This is a genomic window from Actinomycetospora sp. CA-053990, assembly GCF_050948445.1.
Classification (GTDB): domain Bacteria; phylum Actinomycetota; class Actinomycetes; order Mycobacteriales; family Pseudonocardiaceae; genus Actinomycetospora; species Actinomycetospora callitridis.
The window spans coordinates 5,016,438-5,028,379 of sequence record NZ_CP192043.1 but is presented as its reverse complement, the minus strand read 5'-3'; the positions used below and the strand labels follow the sequence as shown (position 1 = coordinate 5,028,379).

11 protein-coding genes and 1 pseudogene are annotated in these 11,942 nt (G+C 72.6%); 7 read left to right on the top strand and 5 right to left on the bottom strand.

From position 1 onward, the window contains the following. Positions 1–6 precede the first annotated feature (6 nt). Positions 7–438 carry a Sec-independent protein translocase protein TatB gene (tatB, locus tag ACQPYN_RS25735; protein ID WP_433029176.1) on the top strand — a complete coding sequence of 144 codons (432 nt, stop codon included), beginning with the start codon at positions 7–9 and terminating at the stop codon, positions 436–438. Between the two features lie 84 nt (positions 439–522). Continuing rightward, positions 523–1,317: an adenylate/guanylate cyclase domain-containing protein gene (locus ACQPYN_RS25730; RefSeq protein ID WP_433029174.1), complete on the top strand. Its 795-nt coding sequence runs from the start codon at positions 523–525 to the stop codon at positions 1,315–1,317. On the opposite strand, the gene ACQPYN_RS25725 is transcribed toward ACQPYN_RS25730, so the two are convergent. Further along, positions 1,268–1,795, bottom strand: coding sequence for a MarR family winged helix-turn-helix transcriptional regulator (locus tag ACQPYN_RS25725; protein ID WP_328305442.1), 528 nt, complete (start codon positions 1,793–1,795; stop codon positions 1,268–1,270). The genes ACQPYN_RS25730 and ACQPYN_RS25725 overlap by 50 nt on opposite strands. A gap of 83 nt (positions 1,796–1,878) precedes the next feature. Here ACQPYN_RS25725 and ACQPYN_RS25720 point away from each other — a divergent pair, with 83 nt between their 5' ends. Then, a complete protein-coding gene (locus ACQPYN_RS25720; protein ID WP_433029172.1) occupies positions 1,879–2,751 on the top strand; it encodes a dioxygenase family protein in 873 nt (290 codons plus the stop codon). Between the two features lie 297 nt (positions 2,752–3,048). After that, a complete protein-coding gene (gene rsgA / locus ACQPYN_RS25715; protein WP_433029170.1) occupies positions 3,049–4,098 on the top strand; it encodes a ribosome small subunit-dependent GTPase A in 1,050 nt (349 codons plus the stop codon). Positions 4,099–4,270: 172 nt separating this feature from the next. Here the strand turns inward: rsgA and ACQPYN_RS25710 are convergent, their stop codons facing one another. The 3 genes and pseudogenes from ACQPYN_RS25710 to ACQPYN_RS25700 form a co-directional block, all read right to left on the bottom strand. Beyond that, positions 4,271–5,407 carry an Mrp/NBP35 family ATP-binding protein gene (locus tag ACQPYN_RS25710; RefSeq protein WP_433029168.1) on the bottom strand — a complete coding sequence of 379 codons (1,137 nt, stop codon included), beginning with the start codon at positions 5,405–5,407 and terminating at the stop codon, positions 4,271–4,273. 396 nt (positions 5,408–5,803) lie between these two features. Beyond that, positions 5,804–6,253: pseudogene (locus ACQPYN_RS25705) on the bottom strand (DUF1003 domain-containing protein); the annotation flags it as partial. Beyond that, complete coding sequence (locus ACQPYN_RS25700; protein ID WP_433039043.1) at positions 6,246–7,508, bottom strand: magnesium transporter MgtE N-terminal domain-containing protein; 1,263 nt, start codon at positions 7,506–7,508, stop codon at positions 6,246–6,248. The pseudogene ACQPYN_RS25705 and the gene ACQPYN_RS25700, both read right to left, overlap by 8 nt. A gap of 159 nt (positions 7,509–7,667) precedes the next feature. On the opposite strand from ACQPYN_RS25700, the gene ACQPYN_RS25695 reads away from it, so the two are divergent. The 3 genes from ACQPYN_RS25695 (at position 7,668) to ACQPYN_RS25685 (ending at position 10,568) form a co-directional block, all read left to right on the top strand. After that, entirely contained in the window at positions 7,668–8,627 is a 960-nt protein-coding gene (locus tag ACQPYN_RS25695; protein ID WP_274188204.1) for an HpcH/HpaI aldolase/citrate lyase family protein, read from the top strand. 123 nt (positions 8,628–8,750) lie between these two features. Beyond that, positions 8,751–9,944 carry an acyl-CoA dehydrogenase family protein gene (locus ACQPYN_RS25690; protein ID WP_274193873.1) on the top strand — a complete coding sequence of 398 codons (1,194 nt, stop codon included), beginning with the start codon at positions 8,751–8,753 and terminating at the stop codon, positions 9,942–9,944. Positions 9,945–10,049: 105 nt separating this feature from the next. Continuing rightward, a complete protein-coding gene (locus ACQPYN_RS25685; RefSeq protein WP_274188206.1) occupies positions 10,050–10,568 on the top strand; it encodes a general stress protein in 519 nt (172 codons plus the stop codon). 15 nt (positions 10,569–10,583) lie between these two features. Here the strand turns inward: ACQPYN_RS25685 and ACQPYN_RS25680 are convergent, their stop codons facing one another. After that, a complete protein-coding gene (locus ACQPYN_RS25680; protein ID WP_433029165.1) occupies positions 10,584–11,699 on the bottom strand; it encodes a magnesium and cobalt transport protein CorA in 1,116 nt (371 codons plus the stop codon). Positions 11,700–11,942 lie beyond the last annotated feature (243 nt).

Here is an 11,942-nt window from a genome sequence, read left to right as displayed (position 1 = left end):
GGCGGGATGTTCGACAACATCGGCTGGCCCGAGCTGCTCGTCCTCGCCCTCGTCGGGCTGTTCGTCCTCGGGCCCGAGCGGCTCCCCGCCGCGGCGGCCTGGGTCGCGAACACCGTCCGGACGGTCCGTGACTACGCCACCGGCGCCCGCGACCAGCTGCGCTCCGAGCTCGGCCCCGAGTTCGAGGACCTGCGCAAGCCCCTCGAGGACCTGCGCTCGGTGCGCGACCTCAACCCCCGCCGGGCCGTGCGCCAGCACCTGTTCACCGACCCGCCCGTCGACGGCACCTGGAGCGGCTCGACCGCGCCGGGCGTGCCGGCCACCCCTTCCGCGCCGGACGTCCCGCCGGCTGCGGCCGCCGCTCCGATGGCCCGTCGCGACGCGGACCGCCCCCTCGGGCCGGGGGAGATCGCCCCGCTGGACCCCGACGCGACCTGACCGGGTTGCCTCCGGGCCCTCGTGGCGCTCCTCACGGGGGTGAGGCGGGAGCCGATCGGGGCTCCGCTGTTAGCGTCGATCAGCGTGATCGTGCGTCAGGGCGAGCCGATGCGCCGGCGGGTGCTCGAGGCGGCCAGCCGCCTCGACAGCGACCCGCGGCTGCTCGCGGCCGTCGAGTGGACGCGCTCGTGGCTCCCGGGCGACCCGTTCTACGGTGATCCGCTCTCGACCGGCGACGACGCCATCGGCCGCGTGGCCGCCCAGCTCGCGCCGCTGGCCGCGACGCGCCCCAGCGTGCTGCGCGAGGTCGGTCTCACGGCGCTGCAGCTCTGGCAGGCCCACGCCGGGGTCGAGGAACGGCCCGAGGGTGACGACGTCGTCGTGCTGTTCACCGACCTCGCGGGCTTCTCGGACTGGACGCTCGAGGTCGGCGACGACCTCGCGGTCACCGCGCTGCGACGGGTCGGCGCGGCCGTCGAGCCGCTGGTGCGCCGGCGGGGCCGGGTGGTCAAGCGCCTCGGCGACGGGCTGATGGCCGTCCACCCGACCGTCGAGGACGCCGTCGAGGTGGCGCTCGCGGCCCGCGACGCCGTCGAGGAGCTGGACGTCGACGGCCACCGCCTGCACCTGCGCGCCGGCGTGCACGTCGGCCGTCCCCAGCAGCTCGGCGGCGACTACTACGGGCGCGACGTCAACATCGCGGCCCGGATCACGGACGCGGCGGGCGCCGGTGAGGTGTGCGTCTCGAGCCCGACCCGTGCGCTCCTGGACGGCTCCTACGCGACGTTCCCGCTGAGCAGGCGCCGGGGGAAGGGCGTGCCCCCGGACATCACCCCGTGGCGCGTCGGTCGCCGGAAGCCCGGGGGGTCTCCTGGCTGAGCGGGTTCGCCCGCATCCCGCCGGAGGGGTCGAGCCGCCCGAGGATGGCGGCGGCGACGCACGCCAGGGACTCGACGCCGTCGCAGTCCAGCGCGTCGAAGATGAGCCGGCGGACCTCGGCGGCGTGGCCGGGGGCGGTCTCGCGCACCTTCTCCATGCCGGCGTCCGTGAGCCGCGCGACGGTGACCCGGCCGCTCTCCGGCGAGGGCTCGCGGACGACCCAGCCCTGCTGCTCGAGCCGCGCGACCACGTGTGAGAGGCGCGAGAGCGACGAGTTGACCGTGGCGGCCAGCGCGCTCATCGGTAGCGTCCGGCCCGGCGTCTCGGAGAGCATGGCCAGCGTCAGGTAGGAGAACTGGGTCAGTCCGGCGTCGCGCTGGAGCTGCGCGTCGAGCGCCGCGGGCAGCAGCGTCATCACGGCGGCCGTGCGCCGCCACGCCCGCTGCTCGTCGTCGTCCAGCCAGGGCCCCTCGGTCATGGGCACCACATTACTTGATGCTTCAACTCTTCGCAGGTAGTGTTCGGTGTTGAACGATCAACCACCGACTGGAGCGTGCTGCCATGGACCCGTTCGCCACCGCCCACCCGGGAGCGGCGTTCGACGCCTTCGAGCCGGGCGCCCGCGAGCGCGCCGCCGGCCGCACGCCCTGGACCCCGCAGGACGGGCCGCTGCCCGCGCTCTACCTCAGCCACGGCGCCCCGCCGCTGTTCGACGACGCGGAGTGGATGACGCGCCTCGGCGAGTGGGCCGACCGGCTGCCGACGCCGAAGGCGATCCTCATCGTCTCGGCGCACTGGGAGTCCGCGCCGCTGACGCTGACGAGCGCCGAGGCGGACACGCCGCTGGTGTACGACTTCGGCGGCTTCGCCGAGCGCTTCTACCGGATGACCTACGCGACGCCGGACGCCTCCGCGCTCGCCGCCCGCGTCGCCGCCACGCTGCCCGACGGCCAGCCGGCGCACGCGTCGCGCCGCGGGCTCGACCACGGCGCCTGGGTGCCGCTCAAGGTCATGTACCCGCTCGGCGACGTGCCCGTCCTGCAGATGAGCATGCCCACCGAGGACCCGGACCGCCTGCTCGCGATCGGCGCCCGGCTGCGCGAGCTGCGCAGCGAGGGGGTGCTCGTCATCGGCTCGGGCTTCATGACCCACGGGCTGCCGTTCCTGTCCCGCGAGATGCTCGCCGGGAAGCACACCCCGGGCTGGACGGGCGACTTCGACGCCTGGGCCGCCGAGGCCCTCGACCGCGGCGACCTCGAGACCCTGTACCGCTTCCGCGAGGCCCCGGGCATGCCCTACGCGCACCCGACGGCCGAGCACTTCGTGCCGCTGTTCGTCACCCTCGGCGCGGCCACCGACCCCGAGGCCCCGGTGACCACGACGATCGACGGCACCATGTGGGGCCTGTCCCGCCGGTCGCTGCAGGTGGCCTGACGCTCGCCTCCCCGTTGCAGCGAACGGCCTGTTCGCTGCTTCTAGGCGGACGAACTCCCCGTTCGTTCGCCGGGAAAGGGCTTGGCGACGGCCGGATGCCCGGAGCATGCTGACCCCGACCGGGGACGATCCCGGGCTCGGAGTTCGAGGAGTGAACGCCATGGCGGCCCGCACGGGCGCCATGAGAGGCGCCGTCCGACGCACCGCCTGGTGACGCCGACCGGCTCGCGCTGAGTGCTGCGCACCAGGGTTCTCGCCGCCGTCACGCGACGGCGGCTCCTCGAAGGGTCCCCTCCAGTGCTCTCTGTTTCACCCTCATCGATCTCGACCCTGTCCCGCTACGGCTGGGACGACGCGTGGGAGCAGCTCGCCCTCGCGCACGACGGGCCCAACCGGCTGCCCGGCCGCGTCGCCCGCGTCGACCGCGGCCGCGTCGACGTCCTCACCGACCGCGGCCGCGTGCGCGCCCGCTGTCCCGTCCCGCCCGCGGTGGGGGACTGGGTGCTCGTGGATCCCGGCAGCGGCGCCCCGTCCGTGGCCGCCGTCCTGCCCCGCCGCACCGCCCTGGTGCGTGCCACCGTTTCCGGGCGGTCCGAGGCACAGGTGCTCGCCGCCAACGTCGACACGGTGCTCGTCACCGTCCCTTGCGAGGCCGGCGGGCGCGCCGGCCGCGTCGAGCGCCTCCTCGCCCTGGCCTGGGAGAGCGGGGCGACGCCGGTGGTCGTGCTGACCAAGACCGACCGGCTCGAGGCGGTCGCCGACGCCGTCGCCGAGCTCGCCCTCTCGGCGCCCGGCGTCGAGGTCCTGGCCGTCAGCGCCGTGACCGGCGACGGCCTGGACGACGTGGCGAAGGCCGCGCGCGGCACCACGGTGCTCGTCGGTCCCTCCGGGGCCGGCAAGTCCACGCTCGCCAACGCCCTGCTCGGCGAGGACGCCCTGGCCGTCGGGGAGGTCCGCGCCTCCGACGGCAAGGGTCGCCACACGACGGTGCACCGCGAGCTCGTGCCCTTCGACGGCGGCGTCCTGGTCGACACGCCGGGCCTGCGGGCCGTGGGTCTCATCGACGCCGCCGAGGGCATCGACAAGGCGTTCACCGACGTCGTGGAGCTCGCCGACGGCTGCCGCTTCGCGGACTGCGCGCACGACCGCGAGCCCGGGTGCGCGGTGCGGGCCGCGGTCGAGGCGCACGAGCTCCCGGAGCGGCGCTGGGAGGCCTACCGCAAGCTCCTGCGCGAGGACGAGTGGGCGGCGGCGCGCACCGACGCCCGGCTCGCTGCCGAACGTCGGGGCCGGTCGAAGACGATCACGAAGGCCCAGCGGGCGGCCTACCGGGAGCGCAGCCGCTGAGTCCCCGGTTCGGAGCGAACGCGCTGCTCGTTGCTTCTATGCGTACGAACAGCGCGTTCGCTGCGGCCCGTCAGTCGCACTGCCCCGAGCGAACGGGGACTTTGCGCGCGTAGAAGCCGCGAACGTCCTACTGAGCACGCCGATAGGGCGTTCGCTGCGAAACCGAGGCGAGCTACCGCCCCGCGGGCGAGATGTTCAGCGACATCCCCGCGAGCCCGCGGGAGCGCACGGAGAGCTTCTCGGCGACGGCGCGCAGGGCGGCGCCGGCGGGGGAGTCGGGCTGGGTGAGCACGAGCGGCATGCCCGCGTCGCCGCCCTCGCGCAGGCGGGTGTCGATCGGGATCTGGCCCAGCAGCGGGACGTTGCCGCCGACGGACTTGGCCAGCGAGTCGGCCACCTTCTGGCCGCCGCCGGAGCCGAACAGGTCCATGCGGGACCCGTCGGGCATGTCCATCCACGACATGTTCTCGACGACGCCCGCGAGGCGCTGGCGGGTCTGCAGCGAGATCGCACCGGCGCGCTCGGCGACCTCGGAGGCCGCCTGCTGCGGCGTGGTGACCACGAGCAGCTCGGCGCTCGGGATCAGCTGCGCGACGGAGATCGCGATGTCGCCGGTGCCCGGGGGCAGGTCGAGCAGCAGGATGTCGAGGTCGCCCCAGAACACGTCGGCGAGGAACTGCTGCAGCGCGCGGTGCAGCATCGGTCCACGCCAGACCACGGGGGTGTTGCCCGGGGTGAACATGCCGATCGAGATGACCTTCACGCCGTGGCTCTGCGGCGGGAGGATCATGTCGTCGACCTTGGTGGGCCGCTCGTCGGTGCCGAGCATGCGCGGCACGGAGTGCCCGTAGATGTCGGCGTCGACCACGCCGACGGACAGCCCGCGGTCGGCCATGGCGGCCGCGAGGTTCACGGTCACCGACGACTTGCCGACGCCGCCCTTGCCCGACGCCACGGCGTAGACGCGCGTCAGCGAGCCCGGCTGGGCGAACGGGATGACCGGCTCGTCGGCGTCGCCGCGCACGGTCTTGCGGACCTCGCGGCGCTGCTCGTCGTTCATGACGTCGAGCTCGACCGACACCGCGGTGACACCGGAGACCGCCGACACCGCCGTGGTCACCCGCGAGGTGATGGTGTCCTTCATCGGGCAGCCGGCGACGGTCAGGTAGACCGCCACCTCGACCTTGCCGTGGTCGAGGACGCGGATGTCCTTGACCATGCCCAGCTCGGTGATCGGCTTGTGGATCTCGGGATCCTCGACGCCGGCCAGTGCGGACCGGATCGCGTCGACGGACGGTGCTTCGGCCATCGGACCCTTCTCGACTTCTCGGACGGGGGGTCCCGGGGGAGTGCCCTGCATCGGGACCGGGGGCGGAGGCTGCGCCGGGCTCTCTCGAGCGCGCCCAGCCCCCGTCGGCTCACCGCCATGCTACGTGCCGGTCCGGTCCGCGTTGTCCGGCCCGGGCGCGTCCCACGTCACTGCGGGGTCACCGGCCCGTCACCGGCCGTTGCTGTGCGGCCCGCCGTCGGTGGTGGAAGCCCGCTCCGATGCCCTGTCCGACGTCCGCTCCAGGGCCCGCACGAGCGCCTGCTCGACGACGGTGCCCAGCTGCCGGTCGACGGCCCGGTCGACGGCCTTCGTGACGGCCTTCTCCAGGGCCTTGTCGCTCCTGCCGCCCCGGTCGTCGCGCCCCTCCCGACCGCCGCGCGCCTGCTCGAGCTCGCCGCGCAGATAGTCGCGGGTGACGACCTCGCCGAGCTGCAGGCGCATCGACGCCAGCTCGCGGGCCAGGTACTCGGTCTCGGCGGAGAGCCGGCCCGCCCGCGTGCGGTCCTCCTCGAGGGAGACGCGGTCGCGGTCGTCCTGGCGGTTCTGCGCCAGCAGGATCAGCGGCGCGGCGTAAGCGGCCTGGGTGGAGAACGCGAGGTTGAGCAGGATGAAGGGGTAGGGGTCCCACTGCAGGCTGATCGCGAAGACGTTCAGCGTGATCCAGATGACCACGATGACCGACTGCCACAGCAGGAACGTGCCGGTGCCGAGGAACCGCGCGAGGCGCTCCGCGACCTTGGCGAACCACTCCGCGTCCACGCCGAGGCGCAGGCGGCGGGTGCCGGCCGGCTGGTCGAGCCGCCGGCGGGTGCTGGGCTCAGGCATGGCCGCCACCCCGCGCGGCCGGTTCCGGGTCGGGGTGCGAGCGCCAGTCCTCGGGGAGCAGGTGGTCGAGGACGTCGTCGACGGTCACCGCGCCGACCAGGTGGCCCGCCTCGTCGATGACGGGGCCGCAGACGAGGTTGTACGTCGCGAAGTACCGGGTCACCTCGGCCAGCGACGCCTCGGGCCCGAGCCGGGTGAGCTCGGAGTCGAGGACGCCCGCGACCAGGTCCGACGGCGCCTCGCGCAGCAGCCGCTGGGCGTGCACGCAGCCCAGGTAGCGGCCGGTGGGGGTGGCCGACGGCGGCCGGGCGACGAACACCATCGAGGCCAGCGCCGGGGTGATGTCGGGGTTGCGGACGTGGGCGAGCGCCTCGGCGATGGTCGCCCCGGGCGCGAGCACGATCGGCTCCGGCGTCATGAGGCCGCCCGCGGTGTTCGACGAGTAGGTCAGCAGGCGCCGGACCGGCTCGGACTCCTCGGGCTCCATGAGGCCGAGGAGCTCCTCGGACTCGGCGCCGGGCAGGTCGGCGAGCAGGTCGGCGGCGTCGTCGGGATCCATCTCCTCGAGGACGTCGGCGGCGCGGTCGGTGGTGAGGTGGCGCAGGAGGTCCTGCTGCTCGGAGGACGGCAGCTCCTCGAGCACGTCGGCCAGGCGGTCGTCGCCCAGGCCGTCGGCGACGTCGTGGCGGCGCCGCTGCGGGAGGTCCATCAGCGCGTGGGCGATGTCGGCGGGGCGCATGTCCTCGTAGGTGGCCAGCAGCTGCTCGGTGCCCTGCCCGGACTCCGAGAGCGACAGCCCCGAGACCGCGGCCCAGGGCAGCACCTGCACCGGGCCCCGCCGTCCGAGCCGTCCCACGAGCTCGCGCACCGCCAGGCGCGTGACCAGCCAGTCGCGGCTGCGCTGGTGCTCCATGAGGACGTCGACGACCTGGGCGTCGGCGTCGTGGTCGACCACGCGGACACGGGCGTCGAGCATCTCGCCGACGACGAGCACCTCGTTGGGTCGCTGGGCGAACGCGCGGAGGTTGACCTGCCCGGTGGCCAGCGTCACCGCGGCGGCGTCGACGGTGGTGACCCGCAGCATCGGCACGAAGATGCGGCGCCGCGAGCCGACGCCGACGACCAGCCCGAGCACGCGCGGCGGCCGCGGACCCACGGCCACCGCGCACACCGCGTCGCGCACCCGGCCGATCCGTTCCCCGTCCGGTCCGAGGACGGGCAGCCCGACCATGCGGGCGACGAACACCCTGCCCATGGCGGTAGTCACCGGAGCAGGCTAGCCGTCGGGACCTGCGGCGGGCTGTATCGAGTCGGATCCGCGCACGGGTGAGAGGGTCGCCACCTCGGCCGATGCTGCGCCGCGACGCGTGTCAGCATCGGCCGCCAGTCACGTGGACATGGAGGTCAGCTACTCGTGAGTGTCGAGAACCGCCCCCGCCGGTCGTGTCTGGCGGTGCCCGGGTCGAGCCAGAAGTTCATCGACAAGGCCCGGACGCTGCCCGCCGACCAGATCTTCCTGGACCTCGAGGACGCCTGCGCGCCGCTGGCGAAGCCCGAGGCCCGCAAGACGATCGTGGCCGCGCTGAACGAGGGCGGCTGGGAGGGCAAGACGCGCGTCGTGCGCGTCAACGACTGGACCACCGAGTGGACCTACCGCGACGTCACCGAGGTCGTGGAGGGCGCCGGGGCCAACCTCGACGCGATCATGCTGCCGAAGGTGCAGAACGCCGAGCAGGTGCACGCGCTCGACTTCCTGCTCACCCAGATCGAGAAGACCATGGGCTACGAGGTCGGCAGGATCGGCATCGAGGCCCAGATCGAGAACGCGATGGGCCTGACCAACGTCAACGCCATCGCCGCCGCCTCGCCGCGCAACGAGACCATCATCTTCGGCCCCGCCGACTTCATGGCCTCGATCAACATGAAGTCGCTGGTGGTCGGCGAGCAGCCCCCCGGCTACGACGTGGGCGACGCCTACCACTACATCCTCATGCAGATCCTCATGGCGGCCCGCGCCTACGACCTGCAGGCCATCGACGGCCCGTACCTGCAGATCCGCGACGTCGACGGCTTCCGCCGCGTCGCCGGCCGGTCGGCCGCGCTGGGCTTCGACGGCAAGTGGGTGCTGCACCCCGGCCAGATCGACGCCGCCAACGAGGTCTTCTCGCCCGACCAGGACGACTACGACCACGCCGAGAACATCCTCGACGCCTACGAGTACTTCACCTCCGAGGCCGGCGGGAAGAAGGGCTCGGCGATGATCGGCGACGAGATGATCGACGAGGCGTCCCGCAAGATGGCCCTCGTCATCGCGGGCAAGGGCCGCGCCGCCGGGATGACCCGCGGCGAGCGCTGGACGCCGCCGGAGTCGTGAGCCGTCGCCCGCTGTGTCGCGCGAAGGGCACCTTCAGCCGGATAGAGCGGCGAGAGGCACCCTTCGCCGGGACGGATCGACGGCATACTGGCCGGTAACCACTCACGAGCAGGAGCACGACGCATGGCACGCCTCGCCCAGACCGCCGGTCTCACCGATGTGCAGCAGGAGATCCTGTCCACCGTCCGCGACTTCGTGGACAAGGAGATCATCCCGCACGCACAGCAGCTCGAGCACGACGACGTCTACCCGCAGGACATCGTCGACGGGATGAAGGAGATGGGCCTGTTCGGGCTCATGATCCCGGAGGAGTACGACGGTCTGGGCGAGTCGCTGCTGACCTACGCGCTCGTCGTCGAGCAGATCGCCCGCGGGTGGATGAGCGTCTCCGGCGTCATCAACACCCACTTCATCGTCGCCTACATGCTGCGCCAGCACGGCACGGCGGAGCAGAAGGCGCACTACCTGCCGAAGATGGCGACCGGCGAGATCACCGGCTCGTTCTCGATGTCCGAGCCCGACCTCGGTTCCGACGTCGCCGCGATCAAGACCAGCGCGAAGGCCGACGGGGACGACTACGTCGTCAACGGCGCCAAGATGTGGCTGACCAACGGCGGCTCGTCGAACCTCACTGCGGTGCTGGTCAAGACCGACGAGGGCGCCGAGAAGCCCTACCAGAACCTGACGACGCTGCTGGTCGACAAGCCCCGCGGCTTCGGCAAGGTCGCCGAGGGGCTCTCGATCCCCGGCAAGATCGACAAGATGGGCTACAAGGGCGTCGACACCACCGAGATGGTGTTCGACGGCCACCGCATCCCGCAGAGCCAGGTGCTGGGCAACGCGCCCGGCAAGGGCTTCGCGCAGATGATGGACGGCGTCGAGGTGGGCCGCGTCAACGTCGCCGCCCGCGCCTGCGGCATCGCGATCCGCGCCTTCGAGCTCGGCATCGAGTACGCCCAGCAGCGCTCGACGTTCGGCAAGCCGATCGCCCAGCACCAGGCCATCGCGTTCAAGCTCGCCGAGATGGCGACCAAGGTCGAGGCCGCGCACCACATGATGGTCAACGCCGCGAGCCTCAAGGACCGCGGCGAGCGCAACGACGTCGAGGCCGGCATGGCCAAGATGCTCGCCTCCGAGTACTGCAAGGAGGTCACCGAGGAGTCGTTCCGCATCCACGGCGGCTACGGCTACTCGAAGGAGTACGAGATCGAGCGCCTCATGCGCGAGGCGCCGTTCCTGCTCATCGGCGAGGGCACCTCGGAGATCCAGAAGACGATCATCAGCCGAGGGCTGCTCAAGGACTACAAGCTGCGCTGATCAGCGGTACCGTCCTCCGTCACACCTCGTCCGGCCCGGGCACTCCCGGGCCGGGTGAGGCGTTGACGAAGTGATGGACCGTTTGGAAGACAGCGAGGGATCGTCGTGACTGCGCCGTTCACCGGGAACCGCCCCGGCGCCCAGCCCGGGCTGCCGAATCTCCCCGAGCCGCCGTCGGGCTGGCCCGTGGGCTCCTACGCCAAGTACGAGGAGGCCCAGCGCGCCGTCGACCACCTGGCGGACAACGAGTTCCCCGTCGCCGACGTGACCATCGTCGGCGTCGACCTGATGCTCGTCGAGCGGGTCATCGGCCGCCTGACCTGGGGTCGCGTGCTGCTCACCGGCGCCGCGTCGGGTGCCTGGCTGGGGCTGTTCGTCGGCCTGGTGCTCTCGCTGCTCGCGCCCGTCGGCAGCGGGTTCGGGTCGATCCTCACCGGCCTCGTCATCGGCATCATCTTCGGCGTCGTGTCCGGGGCGATCACCTACGGCGCCTCCCGCGGCCGGCGGGACTTCACCTCGCAGAGCCAGATCGTGGCCGGGCGCTACGACGTCCTCTGCCAGCCCCGCAACGCCGAGAAGGCCCGGGACATGCTGAGCAAGCTGGCGCTGGGCACCGACACCTGACCGACGGCCGAGGTCTCAGAGCCAGCGGTTGCGCCGGAAGGTCCGCCAGAGCACCGCGCAGATGATCAGGATGACGACGATCACCGCGGGGTAGCCGAACTCCCAGTGCAGCTCGGGCATGTAGTCGAAGTTCATGCCGTAGATGCCGGCGAGCATCGTCGGGACCGCGAGCAGGGCGGCGTAGGCGGTGATCTTGCGCATGTCGTTGTTCTGGCGCAGCGTGATCTTCGCGAGCACCGCGTCGACGAGGGTCGTGAGCAGCTCGTCGAACGACGCGACGCGCTCGGCCACCGTCGCGAGGTGGTCGTCGACGTCGCGGAAGTAGCTGCGCACCTCCGACGGCACGAGGGGCGAGTAGCCCTCCGTGAGCCGGCGCATCGGCGTCACGAGCGGGCCGACGGCGCGGCGCAGCTCGAGGACCTCGCGCTTCATCAGGTAGATCTGCTCCGCGCCGACCTCGCTGTAGGGCGCGAAGACCTCCGCCTCCATCGTGTCGATGTCGCCCTCGACGCTCTGGGAGACGCCGAGGTAGGCGTCGACGATGTGGTCGGCGACGGCGTGCAGCACGACCGCCGGGCCCTGGGCGAGGTGCTCGGGGTCGGACTCCAGCTGGTGCCGGACGCGACGCAGTCCGGAGTGCTGGCCGTGGCGGACGGTGACGACGAAGTCCCGGCCCAGGAAGACCATGAGCTCGCCCGACTCGACGATCTCGTTGGCCGTCGTCGGCGACGCGTGCGCGACGTAGCGCATGGTCTTGAACACCGAGAACAGCATGTCGTCCCCGCCGCCCGGCGCCCCGCTGAAGCGCTCGATCTTCGGCCGCTGGTGCGCGTGCACCGCGTCCTCGACGGCCAGCGGGTGCAGCCCGAAGACCTCGGCGATGTCGGTGATCTGCTCGGCGTCGGGCTCGTGCAGACCGATCCAGACGAAGCCCTCCTCGCGGCGGCGGACCTCCTCGATCGCCTCGCGGTGGGTCCACCGGCCGTCGAGCCGCTTGCCGTCGACGTACACCGCACAGTCGACGACGAAGGCGGACAGCGGCACGTGCGGCACACGTGGGTCCTGGTTGCGGGGACGGCCGGGGCGGATCACGCGGGAACCGGCGTTGCGCAGCGTGGGCAGGCTGGGCATGGGGACCTCCGGGGACCGGACGGTGTGGAGACGGGGGCTACGGGCGGATGAGCCACCGCGTCCCTCCCCGGGCGAGCCGCGCCGGTCAGCGCGCGGCGGGCGTCCGGGAGGAGACGCGGCCCGTACTGGGCGGAAGGTCGGACCTCGAGTCGTCCACGTCTCACCTCCCTCGCGTCGCACGACACCACGTCGGTCGATCCGTCATCCTAACGGCCGCCACGTGCGGCGTCGGACGGCGGACTC